The 24840-nt window shown below is 57.6% G+C and carries 18 protein-coding genes; 9 read left to right on the plus strand and 9 right to left on the minus strand.

What is annotated here, in order from left to right; translation table 11 throughout:
- The first annotated feature begins 62 nt into the window (after window positions 1-62).
- From ggt to ACZ5RI_RS02955, 3 genes are all read left to right on the plus strand, one after another.
- Complete coding sequence (ggt, locus tag ACZ5RI_RS02945) at window positions 63-1775, plus strand: gamma-glutamyltransferase (protein ID WP_464514616.1); 1713 nt, start codon at window positions 63-65, stop codon at window positions 1773-1775.
- Between the two features lie 355 nt (window positions 1776-2130).
- Window positions 2131-2487, plus strand: a complete 357-nt coding sequence (locus tag ACZ5RI_RS02950) for a UrcA family protein (protein ID WP_464514617.1) — start codon at window positions 2131-2133, stop codon at window positions 2485-2487.
- Window positions 2488-2792: 305 nt separating this feature from the next.
- Complete coding sequence (locus tag ACZ5RI_RS02955) at window positions 2793-5912, plus strand: TonB-dependent receptor (protein ID WP_464514618.1); 3120 nt, start codon at window positions 2793-2795, stop codon at window positions 5910-5912.
- 140 nt (window positions 5913-6052) lie between these two features.
- Here ACZ5RI_RS02955 and rpoD read toward each other — a convergent pair whose 3' ends face one another.
- The 3 genes from rpoD to ACZ5RI_RS02970 form a co-directional block, all read right to left on the minus strand.
- Entirely contained in the window at window positions 6053-8128 is a 2076-nt protein-coding gene (gene rpoD, locus ACZ5RI_RS02960; protein WP_464515537.1) for an RNA polymerase sigma factor RpoD, read from the minus strand.
- A 643-nt stretch (window positions 8129-8771) separates the two neighbouring features.
- Window positions 8772-10670, minus strand: coding sequence for a DNA primase (dnaG, locus tag ACZ5RI_RS02965; protein WP_464514619.1), 1899 nt, complete (start codon window positions 10668-10670; stop codon window positions 8772-8774).
- A gap of 75 nt (window positions 10671-10745) precedes the next feature.
- Window positions 10746-11456, minus strand: a complete 711-nt coding sequence (locus ACZ5RI_RS02970) for an ankyrin repeat domain-containing protein (RefSeq protein WP_464514620.1) — start codon at window positions 11454-11456, stop codon at window positions 10746-10748.
- 179 nt (window positions 11457-11635) lie between these two features.
- On the opposite strand from ACZ5RI_RS02970, the gene ACZ5RI_RS02975 reads away from it, so the two are divergent.
- The 4 genes from ACZ5RI_RS02975 (at window position 11636) to pyk (ending at window position 14708) form a co-directional block, all read left to right on the plus strand.
- Window positions 11636-11833 (plus strand): DUF1192 domain-containing protein, encoded by a 198-nt coding sequence (locus ACZ5RI_RS02975; RefSeq protein WP_464514621.1) that lies wholly within the window; start codon window positions 11636-11638, stop codon window positions 11831-11833.
- Window positions 11834-12103: 270 nt separating this feature from the next.
- Window positions 12104-12607 (plus strand): protease adaptor protein RcdA, encoded by a 504-nt coding sequence (gene rcdA / locus ACZ5RI_RS02980; protein WP_464514622.1) that lies wholly within the window; start codon window positions 12104-12106, stop codon window positions 12605-12607.
- Between the two features lie 154 nt (window positions 12608-12761).
- On the plus strand, window positions 12762-13154 hold the full coding sequence (locus ACZ5RI_RS02985) for a DUF1036 domain-containing protein (RefSeq protein WP_464514623.1): 393 nt from the start codon (window positions 12762-12764) through the stop codon (window positions 13152-13154).
- Window positions 13155-13286: 132 nt separating this feature from the next.
- The gene (gene pyk / locus ACZ5RI_RS02990; RefSeq protein WP_464514624.1) at window positions 13287-14708 is read left to right on the plus strand and encodes a pyruvate kinase; all 1422 of its coding nucleotides are present in this window, start codon (window positions 13287-13289) and stop codon (window positions 14706-14708) included.
- A gap of 141 nt (window positions 14709-14849) precedes the next feature.
- Here the strand turns inward: pyk and leuB are convergent, their stop codons facing one another.
- The 5 genes from leuB to ACZ5RI_RS03015 form a co-directional block, all read right to left on the minus strand.
- Entirely contained in the window at window positions 14850-15956 is a 1107-nt protein-coding gene (gene leuB / locus ACZ5RI_RS02995; RefSeq protein ID WP_464514625.1) for a 3-isopropylmalate dehydrogenase, read from the minus strand.
- Window position 15957: 1 nt separating this feature from the next.
- Entirely contained in the window at window positions 15958-16563 is a 606-nt protein-coding gene (gene leuD, locus ACZ5RI_RS03000; RefSeq protein ID WP_464514626.1) for a 3-isopropylmalate dehydratase small subunit, read from the minus strand.
- Between the two features lie 215 nt (window positions 16564-16778).
- Complete coding sequence (gene trxA / locus ACZ5RI_RS03005) at window positions 16779-17714, minus strand: thioredoxin (RefSeq protein ID WP_464514627.1); 936 nt, start codon at window positions 17712-17714, stop codon at window positions 16779-16781.
- 88 nt (window positions 17715-17802) lie between these two features.
- A complete protein-coding gene (locus ACZ5RI_RS03010) occupies window positions 17803-18405 on the minus strand; it encodes a GNAT family N-acetyltransferase (protein WP_464514628.1) in 603 nt (200 codons plus the stop codon).
- 11 nt (window positions 18406-18416) lie between these two features.
- Window positions 18417-19646 carry an SGNH/GDSL hydrolase family protein gene (locus tag ACZ5RI_RS03015; protein ID WP_464514629.1) on the minus strand — a complete coding sequence of 410 codons (1230 nt, stop codon included), beginning with the start codon at window positions 19644-19646 and terminating at the stop codon, window positions 18417-18419.
- A gap of 179 nt (window positions 19647-19825) precedes the next feature.
- Between ACZ5RI_RS03015 and ACZ5RI_RS03020 the strand changes: the two genes are divergently transcribed.
- Window positions 19826-21847 carry an MGH1-like glycoside hydrolase domain-containing protein gene (locus ACZ5RI_RS03020; RefSeq protein ID WP_464514630.1) on the plus strand — a complete coding sequence of 674 codons (2022 nt, stop codon included), beginning with the start codon at window positions 19826-19828 and terminating at the stop codon, window positions 21845-21847.
- Window positions 21848-21856: 9 nt separating this feature from the next.
- Here the strand turns inward: ACZ5RI_RS03020 and ACZ5RI_RS03025 are convergent, their stop codons facing one another.
- Window positions 21857-22402 (minus strand): prolyl-tRNA synthetase associated domain-containing protein, encoded by a 546-nt coding sequence (locus ACZ5RI_RS03025; protein ID WP_464514631.1) that lies wholly within the window; start codon window positions 22400-22402, stop codon window positions 21857-21859.
- A gap of 294 nt (window positions 22403-22696) precedes the next feature.
- On the opposite strand from ACZ5RI_RS03025, the gene ACZ5RI_RS03030 reads away from it, so the two are divergent.
- Entirely contained in the window at window positions 22697-24835 is a 2139-nt protein-coding gene (locus tag ACZ5RI_RS03030) for a TonB-dependent receptor (protein ID WP_464514632.1), read from the plus strand.
- Window positions 24836-24840 lie beyond the last annotated feature (5 nt).

The raw sequence follows: 24840 nt of genomic DNA on the forward strand, positions 1-24840 counted from the left end.
CTTGCGCCCTATGGGCTATAATTTAGCCCCACACCCCTGTCTGACAGCAAATTGAGGTTCCCATGAAAACGTCACGATGGCTGTTGCTGCTTATTTCGTTCCTGCTCATCATAGCGCCACTGAATGCGGCACCTAAGTCTGCGCCCGTCTCGCCTGTGGTGCGTCACCATATGATTGCCGCGGCCAACCCCTATGCCGCGAAAGCGGGCCTTGAAATGCTGCGCCAGGGTGGTTCGGCTGTGGATGCAGCGATTGCCGCGCAACTGGTGCTGACACTGGTCGAGCCGGAATCCTCCGGCATTGGCGGTGGCGCCTTCATGCTGTTGTGGGACCCGGCCCATCACAAAGTGACCAGCTTTGACGGGCGGGAAACCGCTCCGGCTTCGGCGCGGCCAGAGATGTTTCTGGATGCCGCAGGCAATCCGCGCCCCCACGGCGAAGCCATTCCGGGTGGGCTTTCGGTCGGTGTGCCGGGCGTGCTGGCGATGCTGGAAATGGCGCATGACAAATATGGCCATCTGCCCTGGGCTAAGCTGTTTGGACCAGCGATCCGGCTTGCCGAAAACGGTTTCCCGGTCGGGCCCAAGCTGGCCCGGACTTTGCGCGCCTATCCGGCGGCGTTGTGGGAGCCCAGCGTTAAAGCCTATTTCAGCAAGCCAGACGGTACGCTGGTTGCGGCTGGTGATACGCTGAAGAACCCACAGCTGGCCGCCACGCTGCGCCAGATTGCGTCAGGTGGGGCCAAGGTCTTCTATCACGGTGCTCTTGCCGACAGCATTGTCGATACCGTGCAACATGCGCCGCGCAATCCCGGCGGCATGACGATGGCGGACCTTGCCGGGTATCATGCGGTCGAACGGCAACCGGTTTGTGGGCCATATCGCAGCTATCGGGTCTGTTCAATGGGGCCGCCCAGCTCGGGCGGTATTGCGGTGTTGCAGATCCTCGGGATGCTGGAGCGTTTTCCCTCGCAGGATTTGAAGCCCAACACGTTAAGTGAAGTCCATCTGTTCGCGCAGGCCAGCCGACTGGCGTTCGCCGATCGGGCCGCCTATCTCGGCGATCCGGCGTTTATTTCGGTTCCGGTGGCGGGGCTGCTGGCGCGTGATTACATTGTGGCCCGCTCTCAGCTGATCGATCCGGCACGCGATATGGGGGAAGCCAGTCCTGGCCATCCCGCGGGTGTACCCCCCGCCAAGTCGCACACCAGCAGCGAAGTGGGCGGCACCAGCCATATGTCGATTGTCGATGGCCACGGTCAGGTGGTGACCATGACCACCACGGTGGAGTCGGTGTTCGGCTCAGAAATGATGGTGAAGGGATTTTTCCTCAACAATCAGCTGACCGATTTCACCTTTGCCCCGGTTAAGAATGGTGAAGTGGTGGCCAACGCCCCGGCGGCGGGCAAGCGACCTTTAAGCGCAATGGCGCCTACCATTGTATTCGACGCTAGGGGGCATTTTGCCATTGCGCTGGGTTCACCCGGTGGTCCGGCGATCATTCCCTATGTCACGACAACGCTGATCGGCATGATTGATGGTGGGCTGTCGCCCCGGAAGGCGGTGGCTTTGCCACATGTGGTCGAGATGAACGGGCCGCTGACGCTGGAGAGAGATGAGAGCCTTTCGGCGCTTATGTCAGCGCTTACCTCGATGGGCTATTCTGTCAAATCGAACGCGTCCGAGAGCAGTGGATTGCACATTGTGGGAAAGACTAGGGGGGAGTATGCCGGTGCTGCTGACCCCAGGCGTGATGGTGTAGCCATCGGCGATTAATCAGCATTTACCTATCTATACATAAGACGGGCAGTAATTATAGGCTGCTCGTCTTTTTTTATATGAAGTATTACATCACTAATAATTTTCATTACTGTTTTTTATTACGAACCGTTTCGTTGTGCACCGCATTGCTGCAATGCGGAACAAATGGCCTAATTCGACGGCAAGCCCGTAAAAATTGTATGAAACTCCTGCAAAATGACTGTTTTATACCCGCAAGAAAAGTGTCAGACATATTTTGCACTGCACAATTTCACAATGTTGCCCAAATTTCATCACGGCTTCATCACAAGTCATCGTCAATATGCTCCTTGTCAATACGGGCTAACCAATCTTTAGGAGCAATAATAACATGTCAAAATCCATCCTGTTTTCGCTGACTGCCGCGGTCTTGCTGAGTGGCGCCGCCCTTGCTGGTTCGGCTGCGACTGTTCCGGCCCACATGGCCGATGATGTCACCTTCCAGGAGCGTCACACCCAGGTTGCTTTTGGGGATCTCGATCTGAATAGCGAAGCTGGTGTTGCGGCGCTGTTTGATCGCCTGCACATGGCTTCCACGGAAGTTTGCGGTTCGGTTCCGTCGATTTCGGGTCCGGCGCGTGATTTCGAAATTGCCTCCTACAACAGCTGCAAAGAAACCGCCTTCACGGCTGCCCTGGCCCAGGTGGGTTCCAAGGTTCCTGCCGTCTACCGCACGGCCGCCAAGTAAGTCCGGTTATGCCCGGACATCTGGTTGGGCGGGTCTTCCTGGGCCCGCCCCCACTTTCCGCCTTAACACACTGTTTTTTCATAATAACTTTCTGTACTACGATAATTTTATCTACTCTTTCAGATGTTTTTTGTTGTGTTCGCGCAACAGTTGCACACGAGAGTTTCACACGCTTCCCCTTATAGTTGATAAGCGCTTACCTTCCTCTTAGTCTGACCTGACGCAGACGCACAACCTTCAAGCCGGTTCCGCTGGGACCGTTCCCATAAGAAGGCGTGCGCTGACGGGAGAAGGAAGGGGAGCAAATGAAGTGTAATCGTAGGCTATATGCCTCTACCGCGCTGAGCTGTGCCTTGGCGTCACTTGGGGTTGCCGCCAGCTTCGGCGCGGCTTGGGCCCAGGATAGTGGTGCCATTGAAACCGTGGTGGTGCTCGGCGTGCGTGGCGCCGAGCAAAAGGCCATCGACACCAAGCGGAATTCGACCTCGATCATCGACAGCATTGCTGCCGAAGATATCGGTAAACTGCCGGATACGACGATTTCGGATTCGTTGCAGCGCATCACTGGCGTGCAGATCGACCGCAGTGCCGGCGAAGGTTCCGGCGTCAATATCCGTGGGCTACCGGAAGTCAGCACTATGCTGAACGGTGAGGCATTCCTGACGACTAGTAACATTGTCGGTGTGCAGCCCAATTTCGGCGATATTCCGTCATCGCTGTTTTCGGGGGCTGATGTGGTCAAGTCGCCGACCGCCAGCCTGCTCAACAGCGGTATTACTGGCACCATCGATCTTAAAACCCGCCATCCACTGGATATGCCGCAGGGGTGGACGCTGTCTGGCTCGCTGCAGGGCGTGCACGGCACCAAGTCGAACAAGTACGAGCCGGATTTCAACGGATTGGTGAACTATAATGGCGGGCACTGGGGTGCCATGCTGGCGGTCACTTATTCCGATATTACGCTCGAGAATTCCACCAACGGTATGGACCAGTATGGCGGCGAGCTTTTCGCCGAGCAGGGTGGTTCCTGTAACGGCTGTACCGGCGCCTATAATGGTTTTGTAACCGGCTGGAACGGGGCAACTATCCCGTCGGCGATGAATTACAACTCTTCGACGGGAAGCGTTGACGTTAATAGCGATGGTGATTCAACCGACGCCTTCTATGGCACAGAAAACGCTATTGCTTTGCAGCGCGAGATCGAACGACAGCGTATTGGTGTCAACGCCTCGATTCAGGGCGAGCTCGGCTATGGCCTCAGGGTGTCGGGCGATTTCTTCTATACCTTCCAGAAACAGTATAACCGTCAGGTCGGTTATCAGCTCAATTCATCGAGTTGGCTCGGAGCGACCTTTATTCCGACGGTGTCACGCGATACTGGCGTCAAGGTCTATGGCGGCTGGAACAGCGGCAGTAGCACCGATAATCAGTATGAGTTCTATACCACCCAAGTTTACACAAAATATATCGGTGATATGGAGACCTATTCCGAGGATGATGTCACCACTTCGTCTTCGCGCAACTACAATCTGCAGCTTGCTTATGACAATGGCGGCAACTTCACCGCCGAGGTCCGTGGCATCTATGCCGATGCCCGCGAACTGTTGATGCAAAGCTATATTCAGTTTGCACTAACGGATGGGGCACAGTGGAATAGCGGCAGCACGACCTATGCCGGGCTGAATGGCAGCTACACATATAATCCGTATGGCCTTGCTGCGAATACCTATCCGGTTGTGATCGATATGCGCGGTGAGAATATGAAGCTGACGTTGCCGACCGCATTGCAGAGTGCCTTGTCCAATGTTGATGCTTACGCGCTGAAGACGGTCTCATCAGAAGGCAACCACGACCGTTCCAGTGGCATGAAGGTTTTCCGGGCCGATGGTCATTACAAATTCGGTGAAAGCGGCGTGAAGTTTGATTTTGGCATTCGCGAAAGCTTCCGGGCGGCGCAAAACACCGGCTTTAATCTGGTGGCACCGATGTACGGCGGCGAAGCAGCCTATAATGCCGATGGTTCAGTCAACAGTACCGGTTGCTATGTCCGCTGGAAGGCGGCCGATACTCTGCTGAACAGCTCGAATGCGCTGGGCTGTTATGCCGTGAATTCCTCTGGCGAATATCTTCGGGCTAACACCATGGCGGGCTATACCCCGACCGAGATGCCCAGCGCCGTCAGTAATTACGTCAAGACCTACAAAAACGTTGCTGGGGTTAAGGGAGTCACGATGTACAACATCGCCCCCAAGGCCATGGACAATGTGATGAAGTTCCAGAATTCGCTCTATCCCGGTAATATCCGTGATATCGATCCGGCTTCGACATGGCGGGTCAGTGTTTCGCAAACTTCCGGGTATTTCCAGAGCTCTTTTGACGGGGATCTGGCCTTCCCGGGTAATGTCAGACTACCGTTTGATTTTAATGCAGGCTTACGCGTTACCGAAACCTGGCTGGGCGTTGATCAACACAAGGTCGACACCACCAGCACGGTCAAGGACACATCTTATGGTCGGACCAGCGGCGATCTGGGTATTACGCACACGGATCGGACGTTTACTGACTATCTTCCGGCAGTCAATTTCAGCCTCGACGTCTTCGATAATCTGAAATTCCGTGCCGCCTATTCGCGTAACATGCAGCTGCTCGACTTAAGTCAGTGGGGTGGGGCGTTGTCGCTCAACTATGGTCTGGCCAGCTCGACCAGCAATATTTATGCGGTGCTGGGTGGTTCACAGAACGGCAACCCGGATCTCGATCCGTGGCGGTCGTCGAATTACGATATGTCGTTTGAATATTATTACGGCAAGTCGAGCATGGTGAGTCTGGCGCTGTTCTATATCGACGTCGACAGCTTCATCTATACCGGCAGCACGAACCGGTGTGATCTGGCCGATATGGATGGTGTGGTGCGCCGCTGCGCTGCGGTCAGTGGTCCGATTCAGGGCAATGGCAAAAACCTTAAAGGGGTCGAGATTGCCGACAAGCAGGCTTTCGACTTCCTGCCTGGCTTCTGGGGTAATTTCGGCAGCGAGGTCAACATGACCTTCTCGCCGAGTAATTCCGGCGAGATGGATTTGTCCGGTGCCGCTATTCCGTTTGCGGACAATTCAAAATGGCAGGGAAACCTGATCCTGTGGTATCAGGACGATCTGTTCCAGGCGCGTATTGCCGGCAACTATCGCTCCAAGCGGGCCGTCAGTTCTAACATTGGCGGTATCCAGGGCTTCGAGCAGTATCAGAAATCAACCTTCTATCTCGATGCCTCAGCCAGCTACGACTTCATGTCCAACATGACGGTCTACCTGCAGGGCTCTAACCTGCTTGGTGAAAAAGAGCATTATTACTATGTCTGGACCGATCAGAAGGGCGATACCACACAGTTCGAGCCACGCATCACCCTGGGGGTGCGGGCACGCTTCTGATGCAGACCTTTTGTAAGGCGTAGTTTTGTAAGAGACGCTGCACCGGTTCCCTCCCACCGGTGCAGCGTTTTCTTTAGTTCAGGCAATAAAAATGCGGGCCCCGGAAGGGCCCGCGCTTTTTTATGTTCTGTCCTGCGGGATCAGTTGTCGAGGAAGGAGCGCAGTTTACGGCTGCGTGACGGATGCTTGAGTTTGCGCAGGGCCTTGGCCTCGATCTGACGGATACGTTCGCGGGTCACCGAGAACTGCTGGCCGACTTCTTCCAGAGTGTGGTCGGTGTTCATGCCGATACCAAAGCGCATGCGTAGCACGCGTTCTTCGCGCGGGGTCAGTGTGGCGAGCACCCGCGTGGTAGTTTCGCGCAAATTGGCCTGAATGGCCGCATCAATCGGCAGGACGGCATTCTTGTCCTCGATAAAATCGCCGAGGTGCGAATCTTCCTCGTCACCGATCGGGGTTTCGAGCGAAATCGGCTCCTTGGCGATCTTCAGCACCTTGCGCACTTTTTCCAGCGGCATGGCCAGACGTTCGGCCAGTTCTTCCGGCGTGGGCTCGCGACCGATTTCGTGCAGCATCTGGCGCGAGGTGCGCACCAGCTTGTTGATGGTTTCGATCATGTGCACCGGAATACGGATGGTGCGGGCCTGATCGGCGATCGAACGGGTGATGGCCTGACGAATCCACCACGTCGCATAGGTGCTGAACTTGTAACCGCGGCGGTATTCAAACTTATCCACCGCCTTCATCAGGCCGATATTACCTTCCTGAATAAGGTCGAGGAACTGCAAACCGCGGTTGGTGTATTTCTTGGCGATCGAGATCACCAGGCGCAAGTTGGCCTCGATCATCTCTTTCTTGGCGACGGTCGATTCGCGCTCGCCCTTTTGCACGGTCTGGACAATGCGGCGGAAATCCGAGATCGACTGGCGCATTTCCTGGGCCAGGGTCTGAATTTCATCACGCAAGGTGGTGATGCGGGTACCGTCGATGGCGGCGAAGTCTTTCCATGCTTTGCGCGAAAGCCCGGCCACGCGCGTAATCCAGTTGGGATCGAGTTCGTGACTGAAATGCTCTTTCAGGAAGTCTTCACGCGGCACGCCACGGGCTTCGGCCATGCGCAGCAGGCGGCCTTCCAGTCCGATCAGACGGCGGTTGATGCCGTACATCTGATCGACCAGCGCTTCGATGCGGTTGTTATTGAGCTTAAGGCTCTTGACCAGATCGACGGTCTCAAGGCGCAGCTTCTTGAAACGGCGTTCCTGACCTTGCGACAGCTCGTCATCGGCCAGTGCCGCCTCGACCGAGGCGTCCTGCAGCTTGCCCAGCTTCTTATAAAGGTTGGCGATCTGCTCCAGGGTTGCCAGCACCTGCGGCTTCAGCGCCGCTTCCATCGCCGACAAAGGCAGGTTACCTTCCTCGTCGAATTCGTCGCTGTCACCCGAACCGTCGGCGGCGGCCGCGGCTTCACCGGGATCCACCTCTTCGCCGTCTTCGTTCACGGCCGGCTTAGGCGCTTCCTTGGGGGCCGGGGCTGCCACGGGGATGGTGATCGCAGGAATCACCGGCGGGCGCGGCATTGGCGGCATGGCACCGTCTTCGCCTTCGCCCATACCTTCACCAAGGTTCAGGCCATCGCCTTCGGCCACCACACCATCCGGCCCGGTGCCATACATGGCTTCCAGATCGATGATGTCGCGTAACAGCACCTTGCCTTCGTTAAGTTCGTCCCTCCACACGGTTAGGGCTTCAAAGGTCAGCGGGCTTTCGCACAAGGCGCCGATCATCAGCTCGCGACCGGCCTCAATGCGCTTGGCAATGGCAATTTCGCCTTCACGCGACAAAAGCTCGACCGAGCCCATCTCGCGCAGGTACATGCGCACCGGGTCATCGGTGCGGTCGTAGGTTTCTGTGGCACCTTCTTTGGTGGTAGCGACCGGCTTGCCGTCGGCCTGGACCGCGATTTCACCTTCGCCGCCCTCTTCCTGCTCTTCACTCTCGATGACGTTGATGCCCATTTCCGAGAGCATCGACATGGTGTCTTCGATCTGTTCGGAGGAGACCTTGTCCGAAGGCAACACCTTGTTCAGTTCGTCATAGGTGACATAGCCGCGGCTTTTGGCCCGCGTGATCATCTTGCGGACGGCAACGTCCGACAGATCGAGCAGGGCGCTATCGGCGTCCGGCTTGTCGTCCTGCTCACCCTGTTTGGGCACAATCTTGATCTGCGGCTTGTTCGGCGCTGCGGCGCTTTTTTCCGCCTTGGGATCAACCTTGGCCGCGGCCTTTACCGCAGCTTCTTTCGCCGCTGCCGTTTTGGTCGTCGCTGCCTTGGTCGAAGCGGTCTTGGTTGCCGGGGCTTTTGTCGTGGCGGCCTTGGTTTCTGCGGGCTTGGATGCGGGTTTTGCCGCGGCCTTGGGCGCAGCTTTCACCGCCTCCGTCTTTGCCGGGGCTTCTTTGGCCGCTGCTGCCTTAACCTTGTTTTTCACGTCTGACTTTTCTTTTGCGGCTTTATCGGAAGCCTTAATGGGGGCTTTGGCCTGGGTTTCGGGTTTGACCGCTTTGGGGGCGGCTTTGGGGGCAGCCTTCACTTTGGCCGGGCTTTTCACCGTGGCCGCGGCCTTGGTCTTGGGCTGCACCGGTTTGGCGGCGCTGGCTTTAGGCGCGGGTTTGGTCTTCTTCTTGACCGATGCGGATTTGGCAGCCACCGTCTTGGCGGTTTTGGCTTTTGGGGCCGGCTTGGAGGCCTTAACGGCCTTTTTGGCCTTCTCGTGCTTGCTGCTTGCCACTTTCACATCATCCTTGGTGAAAATCGTCGATTACAACAATATGCAAACCGGCGTTTATCCCCATTCTCTGGGGTTAATGCCGCCGCAAATTCAAATAGTCCCGCCAGCTTTCTTCGGTGGCGAGCGCCTTGAACCTGTCGTTTGCCTTCGCCCTTTCAGGCTTTAATTCCGCCAGCTCGCGCAGCTCAGCCGCTGCACATAAAAACTTTGCCTCAACATCCTGGGCGCGATCAACCAGTTCAACCGGCTCTGGCGCGGTATCCCGCCCCTCCGGCTGTAACCGGGTCAATAGCCCGCTCATCCCCAACCTGTTAAAATGGTCGTTCAGCGCGGACGCTTCAAGCCCATTATCAGAAGCGGCGAGGTTTAAAATTTCGTGGCGGAACCTGTCAAGCAAAGGATCAGAAAAAGGCAGCGCGGCAAGGGTTTCAGCATGGGTAAGTACCAGTTCTGGTGCCGTCAGCAAATGGCGGCAAACTTCTGCCTCTTTAACCTTACAGGTGGCAGCGTTACGGTTGTTACTACCATTTGCACGGGCCAGAAGGGAATTTTTGACCGCGTCGGACACTGGCACAAAGGGTGGCGGGCGTTCCCATTTGCCGCCGCGACCGCTGCTGCGGCCGCTGTTTTGGCCATTCCAGCTGCCCGATCCAATGTTCTGGGGGCTGCCTGCACCATCGCGACCGTTGTTTTCGCGCGGGCGGCGGCGCTTGAAATTCTGGAAGATCCGGTCCTCGAAATCCCGTTTGTAATAGTCGGCAACCTTTTCGTCGCCAATTTGCGCGACAAGCTCGGCCATCTGTCGCTCGAGCCCGGCCCTGCGCTCCGGTGTGGTAATATCTTTGTTTTCCGTTTCCAGCCGCCACAACAGCTCGGCCAGTGGTTCGGCCTTGTCGAGCACTGTCTGCATCGCGGCGGGGCCTGCCGAGCGGATCAGGCTGTCGGGGTCTTCCGTCGGCGGCAAAAAGGCAAAACGTAAAGAATATCCGGGCTTTAAGAAGGGCAGAGCAAGGTGCGCCGCCCGCGCCGCCGCCTTCATGCCTGCTTCATCACCGTCAAAGGTGACAATCGGCTCGGGGGCGGTGCGCCACAACAGTTGCAACTGGTCTTCGGTCAGGGCGGTGCCTAAGGGGGCCACGGCGGCCTCAAATCCGGCACGGACCAAGGCGATGACGTCCATATAGCCTTCGCACAGGATGATCGACTGGCTGCGGATCGCCGCGCTGCGGGCACTGGCAAAATTGTAAAGCTGGTGGCCCTTGGAAAACAGCACGGTTTCCCCGGTATTGATATATTTTGGCTTGGCATCGGGCATCAGGGCCCGCCCGCCAAAGGCAATCAGCCGGCCGCGACCGTCGGCAATGGGAAACATCAGCCGGTCATAGAAGAAATCGCGTAACGGGCGGTTTTCGTCGGGCGGGCGGGCCAGCCCGGCGGCGATGATATCTTCGACCGGGATCTGTTTTTCGCTTAAGAAGCGCAGCAGGCCGTTGCCGGAAGGGGCCAGCCCCAGCCGAAACCGTTTGGCCGCCGCGCCATCCAGCCCACGGGATTTGAGATAGTGCCGGGCTTTTTCCCCGGCGGGGCTGAACAGGCAGGCTTCAAAAAAGCCCGAGGCGGCTTCAACGACATCGTAGAGGCTTTTGCGCTTTTCTTCGCGTTCGGCATCCTGCAGGGTGGCCTTGGGCAGTACGACGCCCGCTTCCGCAGCCAGTTTGTCGACAGCTTCGGGAAAGCTCAGTCCCTCGGTCTCCATGAGCCATTTGAAGGCATCGCCGCCTTTGCCGCAGCCAAAGCATTTATAGGTTCGTCGGGCGTTTTCGACCTTGAACGAGGCAGACTTTTCTTTGTGAAACGGACAGCAGCCCCAGAATGCGCCGCCCTTTCGGGTCAGTTTGACCCTACGGCCGACCAGTTGAACGATGTCGACACGACGTAGAATTTCGTCAAGCAGATGTGGGGCGTAACGCATGGGCCGGATTAAAGCACGTTTGGCCGGATGAATCCGCAGCCGAATGTGCTCATTTTAAAATCGTCCACAGGCTGCCTAATGAGCCCCGGCGTCTTTGAGCAGTTTGCAGATGCCCCAGAAGCCTTTTTTGCTGGCAGCGCGCAACGCCGTGTTGCCGTCATTGGCAGCCGCGTTAACATTGGCCCGCGCCGTGATCAGGGTTTCAACCGTCTGGGTGTAGCCATTCTGTGCCGCGAGCATCAGTGGGGTGTAGCCGTTCCCGGCCTTCACATTGACGTTGGCCCGTGCCGCCACCAGCAGTTTGACGATTTCGGGGTAGCCAAAGGCCGATGCCGACAAAATGGCAACAGCACCGTTGTTAGAATGGGCGTTAACATCGGCCCCGGCGGCGATCAGGGCCTGCACCACGGTGCGGCGGCCGTTCTGGGCGGCAAAAATCAGTGCGGTATAGTCGTTGGTGTTACTGGCATTAACCTTGGCCTTGGCGGCGATCAGCGCCTGCACCACCGGCAGATAGCCGTTGCGGGCAGCGACCATTAGCGGTGTATCGCCGCTTTCGGCGGCGCGGGCCTCGACATTGGCACCTTTGGACAGCAGCAGCTGAACCCCGTTGAGATCCCCGGCGCCGGCGGCATCCAGAAGGCTGTAGGTGGGGGCGGTTTTGTGGGCGGCTGCAGCGGCCGGGGCTGTGGACCCGGCCAGCAGGCTGATGGATAGGCTGATGGCCAAGGCGCCCGCCAGTGTTTTTGGCAGCAACCGTTGCAACATCTTTACCATAACCTGCATGATCGTCCTCATTTCCGCAATTGGGCTTCTTTGATGCGTTTCCCCCAGCGAGCTGTCAAGGCTTTGCCAGGGTTGGTCGGGTTGGCGGCGCGCTAAGATGGCGTTATGGCTTTTGCGCAGGCGGCCTTGTTTGCTATTTTTACGCGGTGCATTTTTCGCGCGAAGGAGAATGGTGCGGCATGAGTATCGATCCTGAGGAATTATTACCGCGTAAAAAGCCCTCTGAGGTTGTGCTGGGCGAAGACATCACGGCCTATTCCGCTTTCGAGCTCAAGGCGCGCATTGTCATGCTCGAGGAAGAAATTCTGCGCTGCCAAAGTGCGATCACCGCCCGCGAAGCCTCCAAATCAGCGGCAGATGCTTTCTTCAAGCGGTAATATTTAAACCGTGTAAAGACCGAATTCTTGCCTATTCGTTGCGAAATATCCTTTACCAATTCCTGCTGACCGATTTTTATCCTCTGCCTTATTGAGGGGACGGAACTTTGTCGCCTTCGCGTAGTGGGCACGCCCTGCTATACAGGGCGCCGCGGTCCGACGGCGCTAGGCTCATGAGGGGGCTCATGGGCTTTGTGGTGTGACCGACTAAGATGCAGATGGTGTTCGGCTTAGTGTTTCAGCTTGGGCCCAGTTTTCTGGGAGTGCAGCATGCTTTCGACGGCAGATGAAGAACTTCATGAATTGACCCTGCAATCCTTCGCGGGATCGGTGCTGTTCAAGCGCCTTTTCGATGAAGGAATGGATCTGGTCGAGGAAACCGCACGGTATCTCGATGGTCCGGGGCGTGACGAACAGCGCATTCTGACGCGTAAGGCTGCGCTGCTTTATGCGGGGGAAAGCATGCGGGTCACCACGCGGCTGATGCAGGCGGCAAGCTGGCTTCTGGTTCAGCGTGCGGTGCATGAAGGTGAAATGCAGGCCGATGAAGCGGCCTGTGACCGCTACCGTCTCGGTTCCAAGGAGATCTGTTTTGGTTCGGGACGCGAAGGTGTCGATCTTCTGCCCGGGGTGTTGCGTGATCTTCTTGTTCGCAGCGATAAGTTGTATCGACAGATTGCCCGGCTCGACGAAGTGCTCTTTGGGCAGGTTGCGATTGCGCCTGGCGCCCGTGGGCAGATGGCGTTGCTGGAGCAGGCCTTCGGCGGCAAATAAGCGCTCCCTGACACTGTGCCGCAGGGTGGAAATCTTTTTTTCACCATGGCTTACACGGGCATAACGCGGTCATAGGAGAATTGAAACGTTTGGCCTGTATGGTTGCGCCAATATGTACGTTGACAGCATAGATTCCTTTAGGCGACACAGCCGCATGCGCCTCGTGGCGGTCCTGGTGGCGGTAACGCTGCTAGCGGCCCCTGCAGCGGCGGGTTTGCAGCTCTGCAACAAGGCCCGTGTGCCAGCTAAAGTGGCTCTGGGTCGTGCTGTTGGGAAAACCTGGGAAAGCCGGGGGTGGTGGAGCGTTCCGCCTGGAACTTGCGCCACATTGATCGCCGGTCCGCTCGATGCGCGTTATTACTATTTCTATGGCACCGACGGAAGATCGGGCACATGGAGTGGCGGTACCAATTTTTGTACGTCTGCGGATGGTTCTTTCACCATCAACGGGCGGGGAAATTGTGCGGCGCGAGGATACGACAGTAAGGGGTTTTTCGAGGTCGACACTCAAGACCGGGCAGACTGGAAACAAACATTGTCTGATTAACACTTGAGCAAGACTGGTCTGTGACGTAGACGAAACCTATGAAAATGAAACTGCCCGGACCCGCCGATACAGGTGGTCGGGCGCAAGCGGTAAAGTCGATTTGCCCTTGTCCATATGAGGATCAAAAAATAAATGCGGCGCACTCGCAAAACGAAAATCCTGGCCACGCTTGGCCCGTCGTCCACAACTCCGGGACCAATTCGGGCCCTGTTTGAAGCTGGGGCGGACGTTTTCCGCATCAACATGAGCCATGCCACGCACGAAGACCTGGCCAATCGCTTCAAGTATATCCGCGATCTGGAAGAGGCTGTCGGCCGTCCGATCGGCATTCTCGCCGATCTGCAGGGCCCGAAGATCCGTCTGGGCAAGCTCAACAACGATCAGCGCGATATCGCCAATGGCGAAAAGCTGCATCTGGTTTGCGGTGCCGAAGCCGACAAGTCGACCGATGTGCCGATGCCGCATCCGGAAGTGTTCGCTGGCCTGAAGGAAGGCGATACGCTGCTGGTCGATGATGGCAAGCTGCGTCTGCGCGTTCTCGACGCGACCAAGAACGACGCCAATGTCGTGGTCGAAGTCGGCGGTGTGCTGCGTTCGCGCAAGGGCGTCAATCTGCCCGATACCGTGTTGCCGATTTCGGCGATGACCCCGAAGGATCACAGCGACCTCGAAGCCGTCCTCAAGCAGGGCGTTGACTGGATTGCTCTGTCCTTCGTGCAGCGTCCCGAAGACGTCGCCGACCTCAAGAAGATCGTTGCCGGCCGCGCTGGCGTGTTGTCGAAGATCGAGAAGCCGCAGGCGCTGGTTTGCCTGGCCGACATTCTCGACCTGTCGGACGCGCTGATGGTTGCCCGTGGCGATCTGGGTGTGGAAGTGCCGGTGCAGTTGGTTCCGGGCAAGCAGAAGCACATCATCGGCATGGCGCGTCGCGCCGGTAAGCCGGTTGTTGTTGCCACGCAGATGCTGGAATCGATGATCAGCGCACCGGTTCCGACCCGCGCTGAAGTCTCCGACGTTGCCAACGCCATGTTTGATGGCGCTGACGCGGTTATGCTGTCGGCTGAATCCGCCTCTGGCCAGTATCCGGTCGAAGCGGTTTCGATGATGGACAAGATCGCCAACTCGGTCGAGCGTGACCCGCTCTACCTGTCGATGATCGAAAGCCATCGTAACCCGCCGGAACAGACCACGCCGGACGCCATCATGGCGGCGGTGCACGAAGTCACCCACACGATCCACGCCAGCGCCATCGTGTGCTGGACGAAGTCGGGTGCCACCGCGCTCCGTTGCGCCCGTGAACGGCCTGAAGCGCCGATCCTGGCTCTGACCCCGAGCAAGGAAACCGCGCATCGTCTGACTCTGACCTGGGGCCTGCACAGCGTTTTCACCGAAGACGCTCAGGATCTGGACGATATGGTCGATCGCGCCACGAAGTTTGCTCTGGACGAAGGCTTTGCCAAGCCGGGCCAGCGCATCGTGATCACCGCCGGTGTGCCGTTGCGCACCCCGGGTGCCACCAACATGCTGCGCGTCGCCTTCGTCGGCGGCCGGTAATCTCGGCAGTATTTTTAAGTGAAGACCGGCGGTGCGAAAGTGCCGCCGGTTTTTTTATGGCTGAGATGGAATGGTTCGGCCAAACAAAAAAACGGCGAAGATTGCGCTTCGCCGTTTTACTTAAAGTATTCTGCGGAAGGTTCAGCCCTTCAGGGCGTCCAGCGCCGACAGGATCGCGTCGGTCATGCCCGCGGTCGAAACCGAGATCTGTCCCGACTGCATGATGTCACGGGTGCGATACCCGTCTTTCAGCACCTTATCGACAGCCTTTTCGATTAGGGTGGCATCCTCGATACGCTCGAAGGAATAGCGCAGGCACATGCCCAGCGACAGGATGGTCGCAATCGGGTTGGCCAGGCCTTTGCCGGCGATGTCGGGGGCGCTGCCATGAATTGGCTCGTACAAGCCGGGCAGGCGGCCATTGGCATCCTTGGCACCGATCGAGGCTGACGGCAGCATGCCGATTGAACCAGTCAGCTGAGCGGCTTCGTCTGACAGAATGTCGCCGAACAGATTGTCGGTGGCGATGACGTCAAACTGCTTCGGATTGCGCACCAGTTGCATGGCGCAGTTATCCGAAAGCACGTTGGTCAGCTCAATATCGGGAAATTCAGCATCGTGAATGCGCCACATCACTTCGCGCCACAACACGCCGGTGACCATGACGTTGGATTTCTCGACCGAGGCAACGCGCTTACCGCGCAGCCGCGCCAGCTGGAACGCGACGCGGGCAATACGCTCGATTTCCATGGTGGTATAGACTTGAGTGTCGACGGCGCGCTTTTGCCCGCCCGACAGCACAGTGACTTCCTTGGGCTGGCCGAAATAGATGCCGCCGGTCAGTTCACGCACGATCAAAATATCAAGACCGGCGACAATTTCCGGCCGCAAGGTCGAGGCGTCTTTTAACGCTTCAAAGCACAGTGCCGGGCGCAGGTTGGCGAACAGCCCGAGATCCTTGCGCAGGCGCATCAGGCCGCGTTCGGGCTTCAGCTCGAACGGCAGCGGGTCCCACTGCGGCCCGCCGACGGCGCCGAACAGTACCGCATCGGCCTGCTGGGCCTTATAGATCATGGCATCGGTGGCGGCTGTGCCATGGGTCTCATACGAGATACCGCCGACCAGATCATGGTCCAGCGTATAAGAAAGCCCACGGTTCTGGGCAAACCAGGCCAGAACGCGTTTGGTTTCTTCCATGATCTCGGGCCCGATGCCGTCGCCGGGCAGGAACAGAATATTATAGGTCATTTTAAATCCAGGGTGTTTTGGCTTTTTGCGCCGATTCATAGGTCGCGATCTTGGCGTCCTGGCGCAGGGTCAGGCCGATATCGTCCCAGCCGTTGATGAGGCACAGCTTGCGGAACGGATCGACATCAAATTTGATGCAGCCGCCATCGGGGCCGGTAATTTCCTGTTTTTCCAGATCAATGCTGACGATGGCGTTGGCGCCACGGGCGGCATCATCCATCAGTTTATCCACCTGATCCTGGGGCAGTTTGATCGGCAGAATGCCGTTCTTAAAACAGTTGTTGAAGAAAATGTCGGCAAAGCTCGGCGCGATAATGGCGCTGATGCCAAAATCCTTGAGCGCCCAGGGGGCATGCTCGCGGCTCGAGCCACAGCCGAAATTGGCACCAGCGACCAGAATGGACGCCTTGCTGTACGCTGGCTGGTTCAGCACGAAATCCGGATTATCGCTGCCGTCGGGGCGCGTGCGCATTTCGTAGAACAGCGACTTGCCGAGGCCTGTGCGCTTGATGGTTTTGAGGAATTGCTTGGGGATAATCATGTCGGTATCGACATTGACTATCGGCAGGGGGGCGGCAACGCCGCTGAGGGTCGTAAATGGTTCCATGGCAGGGCGGACCATAACGGCAGACGGCGCGCCACTCAAGCGTCACGCATGGGAATGTAACGAAAATGCGCGGTTTACAGCAACAATTATATAGTCTGTGCCGCCGTCCTGCATGATTTACTATAAGCCAATGCACTCCTGCAGAGTGCAGATCAACCATGGATTGTTTACGGCGGTCAGCCCGGCAGGATGCACCGGACTGACCGTTTTATTTCTCAGGAGAACAGCAGCGACGACAGCTTGCGCCGCCCGGCAATGGTGCGCTTGTCCATCGGGCCCATGGCTTCGAACAGAGTGACCAGATGCTTGCGGGCCCCATCCTCGTTCCAGCTGCGATCGCGTTTGACGATCTCGAGCAGCTGATCGATGGCTTCCTCACGCTGGCCAGCACCGTCCAGCGCCAGCGCCAGATCAAAGCGGGCCTGATGATCATTGGCATCGGCGGCCAGTTTGGCCTCAAATTCATGCAGGTTGCCGGCAACTTTTTCGGCCTGTTCGCGCAAGGTCAGCTCGGCCTCGATGGCACGGATGGCTTCGTCTTTGGCCCCGTCCGGTCGAACCAGTTGCAGGGTCTTCCTCGCCCGCTCGACATCGCCGCCCTGCAGATAGCATTGCGCCAACCCTGCCACCGCCTTGGGGTGGCCGGGATCTTCCTGCAGCACATGGGCATAGCCTTGCGCCGCAGTGCCGATATCGCCTGCCGCCAAGGCTTCCGCGGCGGTGGTCAGGACCTCCCCGGTATGATCGCCGGCTGGATCGCCGCCCATTTTGAGGAGGCCGTCGACAAAGGTTTTGAGCTGGCTTTCCGGCAAAGCGCCCATGAAGGCATCGACCGGGCGACCTTCAAAGAAGGCGTAGACCGTCGGGATCGACTGAATCCGCAACTGCTGGGCAATCGCCTGGTTTTCATCGACGTTGATCTTGACCAGCTTGACCCTTCCCTTGGCCGCGGTAACCAGCTTTTCCAGGCTGGGGCCAAGCTGCTTGCACGGGCCGCACCAGGGTGCCCAGAAATCGACAATGACCGGGACAGTTTTCGAAGCTTCGAGCACGTCGGCAGCGAAGGTTTCGATCGAGCCTTCCTTGATAAGGCCATCGGCCGCTGCTGCCGGGGTCGGCGCCGCATGTCCACCCAATCCGATCAATGCCATCTTTGTAATCCTTATGCCTGATACCACCCCAAAATGGGGTGTGGCGGGGCGAAAGAAAAGCCCCCAAATGCATGTTTACCCTATCGGTTTAACCAAACGCAGCCAGCCGACGGCGCAATCGGTCGCGTAAGGCCGGCCATTCATCAGCCAGGATGGAATAATAGACGCTGTCGCGGAAGCTGCCCTGGGCCAGCCATATATGCTGGCGCAGAATCCCCTCCTCTGTGGCGCCTAGCTTGCGCAGGGCGGCGCGCGAGCGGGCATTCTTGGCGTCGGCCTTGAATTCGACCCGGTTGAAGCCGCCTTCAAAGGCGGTTTCCAGCATCAGTTGCATGGTTTCGGGATTGACCATGGTGCCCTGAACCTCGGGACGGTACCAGATCGTACCGATCTCCAGCCGTGCATGTTCGGCGGCGATGGCCATGAAGGCGGCGGACCCGACAATGGTCTCGGCATTTTGACCTTCTCCAAGGCGGTAAACGGCATAGACCAGCTGCTCGCCCACAGCCATGGCGGCAGCTTGTGCGGTCAGCTTGCCGCGATATCCGGCCTCGGCATCGATGGGCAGGTACTTCCACAGGGTGGAATCGGCGCCTGCGGCAATCAACCCTTCGTAATGGCGCGGTTCCAGCGGTTCCAGGCGGACATATTGGCCGGTGAGGATCCGTGGCTCCAGCTTGGCTGCGGGCATTTTGCGTCCTTCTATTTTTTTCCGGTCAAAAGTGTGATCGGCACAGCCTCGCCCATGGCACGATACCCCGCAGGCGAAGGATGAAGATGATCGCCTGAATCGAAGGCGGGAATGAGGCGGTCGGGATGCGCCGGGTCACGCACCACCGCGTCGAAATCGACCACGGCATCAAAATGGCCCGGGGTCCTGATCCAGCCATTGATCTGTTGGCGGTCGGCTTCGCTCGCCGCGCCGGGGTGATAATAGTCCGATCCGATGAACGGGGTAATCGTAGCCCCAATCACTTTTAGCCCCGCGGTGTGGGCGCGGTCGATAAGCTGGCGATAGGCCCCAATGATCTCTGCCACCTTGGCGCTGTGGGCTTCATTGCTGGTGGCGACATCGATATGGCGCATGCCCAGATCGTTGATGCCTTCGAGCAGGATCACCGCATGCACGCCGCTCATCGCCAGCACATCGCGGTCAAAACGGGCCAGGGCGTTGGGGCCGGTGTGATCGTATAATAGCCGGTTGCCACCAATGCCCAGGTTGAGCACGCCGGTATTTTTAAGCCGTGTGGCCAGCGTGTCGGGCCAGCGGTTGTTGGCGTTGGTGGTGCTGGCATATCCATCGGTAATCGAATCACCGAATGTCACCACGGCCGATGCCTTTGGTGCCACCACATCAACGGCGGCAATCTGGAACCAGTGATCTGTTTTTTTAGGGGCGTTCAGATCCGCGTCGGCGGTGTGATTTCCAGTGACCAGAAACGATGTGGTGCGCGAGCCGGGATGGCCGGTCACCCCAACCGGTGCGTTGGCGTAATACAGGCTGATGGCCAGATCGCTTTGGGCCGTCACCGGCAGATCAACCGGGTCTGACAGATAATCGGCCCCGGCGGGGATGGTGACATCGGCCTTGCCGTTGAAGGTCACGGCGCGGTCGCTGGCCGGATCAATCGCCGCCACACCCGAAGCCTTGGCGTGGGCGACATGGACGGCGGCAATGTGCAGGGGGGCGGCACCAAAGGCGTTGGACAGCCGCAACCGTAAGTGATCACCGCTTAATGTCAGGCGGACGGTCTGGCGCAAGGTGGTATCGGGCCAGCTTTCTTCGCCCACCCCGGCGGCTGGGTCGGCCGACATTTGGGCTGAGGCCCAGCTGCCCACCCAGGCATCATTTCTGGTGGCGGCCAGTGTGGTGACCGACATGGCAGTGCATGCTGCAAAAACAATGGCGGCCGCAACGGCCCAACGCGCCATACCCCTCATGTCCTGCAAACTCCCCCTCGTTTTAACTGTGTTTAACACGAAGGGTAGCATGCCCGCGCGACGGTTCAACCCAGGCTTTATGAAACCCTGTTTATTTTGTCTGAGTTTTTTGCCAAAGTCCGGACAAACCGCGCTAAAAAAGTGTGTCGGATCGACGGGGAGAAAATCGTATGCGTAAAAGAGCCGTGGCGGGGCTGATGATCGGCCTTGGGTTTGTGGTGTCTGCGGCATTCAGTGCGGCGCAGGGCCCCCTGCCGCTGGACGAAGCAAAGATTGCTGTCGCGCGTTTTGGCGCTGACGCCCCTTGGTACGAAAGCAATATCCCCTTCTTCGCCTCGTCCGATCCGTTGCTGGACAAGATTTATTATTACCGCTGGCAAATTTTTCGCGCCCATCAGCGCGATCTGGGGGCGCGGGGCTATATTTCGACCGAGTTTCTCGATGATGTCGGCTGGCAGCTTAATCCGTGGGCCAGCCTCAACGACGCCACCGGACTTCATATTGCCGAAGGGCGTTGGCTGCGCGATCGCCGTTACGCCGGGGACTATATCGATTTCATGTATGAAGGTGGCAACGACCGCCATTTCTCCGAAGCTATCGCGGCGGCGGCCTATAACCGGTATCTGGTCGATGGCGACAGGGTGGCGGTGCTGAAAAACCTTGCGGCGATGAAAAAGATTTACGCCGCCTGGGATGACCACTTCGATCCGGCGATGGGGTTGTACTGGGTCGAGCCGATTGCCGATGCCACCGAATACACCATTGCGTCGATTGATGCGTCGGGTGGCAAGGATGGTTTTTTGCGTGGCTTTGCCTTTCGCCCCACCATTAATAGCTACATGATTGCCAATGCTGAGGCGATTGCGGCTTTATCGAAGCTGGCGGGCGATCAAGCCGGGGCCAAAGACTATGCCGACAAGGCGGCTGTGTTACGCACCACGATGCTAAATAAGCTTTGGAGTGCGAAGCTTGGCCATTTTATTGATCTGTACAAGGAAAATAATAGCTTCGTAAAATATGGCGATCCGATCCGGGGCCGCGAACTGGCGGGGTATCTGCCCTGGACCTATGCCGTTGCCCCGGATGACGGTGTGCATGCCAAGGCGTGGGCCTATCTGTTGGACCGGGCGGGGCTGGCCGGGCCTTATGGCCTTCGCACCGTCGGCCCGGACTATGAATATTATATGCGGCAGTATCGTTATGATTGGGCCACGAAGTTACGCGAATGTCAGTGGAATGGTCCGGTTTGGCCGTTCCAGACCACGCAGGCGCTGACCGGCATGGCCAACCTGTTGCAGGCCTATCATCAGTCCGATGTAACGCGGGCAGATTACATGCGGCTGCTACGCCAGTATGCCGCGTTACATTTGAAAAATGGTCAGCCCGATCTGGAGGAAGATTACGATCCCGCTACCGGTCAGGCGATTGTCGGATTGCCGCGCAGCCACCATTATTTCCATTCCGGTTTTGACGATCTGATCATTTCCGGTCTGGTGGGGCTGCGTCCCGCGGCGGATAACACGCTGGTAGTCGATCCCTTGGTGCCGGAAAGCGGCCCTCAAAGCTTACGTTATTTTATCTTGCAGGATGTGCCCTATCACGGCCATTTGGTGACGGTGCTGTTTGATGGCGATGGTAAACGATATGGCCGGGGCAAGGGTTTGCATGTGCTGATCGATGGCATGGCTGCCGCCCATTCGGACCGGCTGACGCGGCTGACGGTGACGCTGTCTCCGCGCCAACCCGTTCCGGTGATGCGCCGCATTGATCTGGCGATGAACATGGTGCCCGATCAGTTTCCCAAGGGGGCCGCCTCGGTCAATGCGGATGTTAAGGCGTTGCATCAGGCACTTGATGGTCGGGTGTGGTTCTTCCCTGAAATTGCTAATGGCTGGGATGTGCCCAAAGGGGCGGGGGCGGAGCAATGGTTCGCTGTTGATTTCGGTAAAGAGGTTTCGCTCACGGCCGCTGAGCTCAGCTTCTTTGCTGGCGCAGGTTATGCCGCCCCAGCCTCCTATCGGCTGGAAGCGTGGGTTGGGGATCGGTGGGTTGCTGTGGGTGAAAATGCTAAGCCGTTTGCCGGTGGCGTCAACGCTGATCACTTTGCCCCGGTCAAAACGACCAGGTTGCGCGCGGTGTTTAAAACGCCAACTGATAAAGCGATGCGGCTGATTGAACTCAAGGCGTTCTAGTGCCGTGCGTTAGCCCGCCTTCACCGGCATCGGCAAAATAATCGGATCGTGGCCGGTGGATTTGAGGAAAGAAACGATATCCCCTGGCGCAATGGCGGTGGTGCGGTCATTGCGCATGGGATGAAAATTGACCGGGTTGACGTGCAGCAAGGCTTCATCCAGCACCATGCGCACTTTGCCCGAAGTATCGTTCATGATCGCAAAGGCATTGACGGCGCCCGGCGCGATGCCCAAGGTCGCAATCAAAAGCTCGGGACTGCCGAAGGAAAATCGTGGGGCACCTAGCTGTTTTGCCAGCGCTTTTAAGTCGAGCCGTGTATCCGACAACAGGCTGACCAGCCACAATCCGCCCTTCTGATCCTTCAGAAAAAGGTTCTTGGTGTGGGCACCCCGCATGGTTTTGTAGAGGTCGGCGGATTCCTCAACCGTAAAGACGGCGCGGTGCTGATGGGTGTGCCACGCAATGCGCAGTGTCTGCAACGCCGCGTATACTTTGCGCTCCCGGATGTCTGGTTCCGGCAGGGTGCTCTCTGTCTGGTTTTGTTCGCTGTTCATGTCATTGTACGCCTTACGAAACTCTGCGATAAAGATCTTCTCTCGGGTGAAGTATTGGTCCTGCAACTGCATAAAAAGGCATCGCGTTGCACGGTATTTTGCCACCACCAAGGGTGTAGTCAATTAAGGCGTCATCGGAATAACACAGAAGCTTCGTAATCGCTCTTTGTCCACGTCTCTTACCCTGCCGTGTAATTGACGCAAGCATTCTACATCAGGAACAACCATGCAATGAAGCGCACCCCGGGATGGTGCGCGCAAAAATGCGAGGGATTAATGCGTATTACCGCGAGAATGACTGAAATTCTCCTTCTGTCAGCGGCAGCGCTGGCGCTGGTGCCGGCATCGGCCAGCGCAGACGAAATTGAAAAAGTGGTGGTGACGGCGCAGCGCTATCAGCAGGATGTGCAGGATGTGCCGCTGTCAGTATCGGCTTTAAGTGGTGACAAGGTCGAACAGATTTTTGAATCTGGCCAGGACATCAAGGCGATCGCCAATCATATTCCCGGCGTCTATGCCGAATCTTCCAATGGTCGTCTGGCGCCGCGTTTTTATATCCGGGGCCTTGGCAACACCGATTTTGACCTGTCTGCCTCGCAGCCGGTGTCGATCATCTATGATGATGTGGTGATGGAAAATGCCATCCTGAAAAGCTCGCCGATCTACGACATTGATGATGTCGAGGTTTCGCGTGGGCCACAAGGTACGCTGTTCGGTCGCAACACGACCGCAGGCGTTATTAAATTCACCAGCAAGAAGCCGACCGATACGTTCGAGGGCGACGCCACGGCGTCTTACGGTTCGCTCGGCACCACCAATGTGGAAGCCGCTGTCGGTGGCCCGCTGATGGACAAGGTGTCGTTCCGCATTTCCGGCCTGTGGCAGCATCGCGATAACTATATCGATAATGCCTATACCGGTGAAGACAATGCGCTGGGTGGCTACAATGAACGGGCCGGTCGCATTCAGCTGCTGATCAAGCCGGACGAAAACCTCAGCATACTGCTCAATGTCCATGGCCGTTCTCTGGACGGCACGGCAGCGATGTTCCGCGCTAATATTCTGGATGCTGGCAGCAACAAGCTGAACAGTAACTATGTCTGGGATAAGGTCTGGTACAACAGCACCGCTAACAATCCGCAGCGCTATGACGGTGTCGGCACCAACGCCAATGTGACCTATGATTTTGGTCCGGTTACGCTAACCTCTATCACCGGGTATGAAGAAACTCACGGCTACAGCCATGGCGACGTCGATGGTGGTAATGCGACCGGTCCGGGGACCATTCCGTTCCAGTCGGAATCGCAGGATGGCCTGACCTATCTGCATCAGTTCACGCAAGAAATGCATCTGGCATCCAATGATGCCGGGCGTCTGTTCTGGCAGGTCGGCGGGCTCTACTACAGCACCGATTACGAAAATGCCACGCACACCTTCCCGGGCGTGACCTATGTCGATTACAGCAATGTTTCCTGGGCGCTGTTTGGTCAGGCGCATTACATGGTCACGGATGCGTTGACCATTACTGGCGGCTTACGCTGGACGTCTGACGTCAAGGGCATGACGGCGCATGGTGATGGCGGCACGGTTAAGGACCCGGTCAAGACCATGGGCAATAATGTCAGCTGGGATCTGACCATCGACTATGCCTTCAATGAAGATGTGAAAGCCTATGCCCGCGCGGCAACCGGCTTCCGTGCACCGTCAATTCAGGGCCGGAACATCGCGTTTGGTTCGGGCTATTCGACCGCCCGTTCAGAAACCATCACGTCCTATGAGATGGGTCTTAAGTCCGAGCTGTTTGACCATTCGCTGCGCTTTAACGTCGATGCCTTCAGCTACTATGTCCATAACATGCAGTTTACGGCGATTGGCGGGGCGAGCAATTCCGCCGTGCTGATGAATGCCCGGGGCGGTGTGGCTTACGGTATGGAAGCGGATGCCGAATACCGGCCGATCGATAATCTGTCCTTCACGCTGGGTGGCAGCTATACCAAGACCATGATCCGCGACAGCGCGCTGAAAACCGCGGTTTGCGCTTTGTGCACGGTGACGGATAAGACCGATAGTTCGGGCAATGCCTATCTTAACAACAACCCGTTCCCGCAAGCCCCGGAATTCATGCTAACCTTCACGGCCAATTATGATTATCCGCTGGCGGATGGTTCGGCGCTGTTTGCCTCGACTGACTGGTGGCTGCAGGGCGCGACGAATTTCTTCCTCTATCAATCAAAGGAATTCCATACCAACGGTAATTATGAAGGCGGCCTGCGTGCCGGGTACCGTCTGTCGGATAAAAAGACCGAAATTGCGCTCTATGTTCGCAATATCACCGACAAGGCCAATCTGCAGGGTGCCATCGACTTTGACAATCTGACCGGCTTCGTCGGCGATCCGCGTATCATCGGCGTCGAGCTGAAGACCAAGCTGTAATTTCA

Source organism: Micropepsis pineolensis, assembly GCF_055392125.1.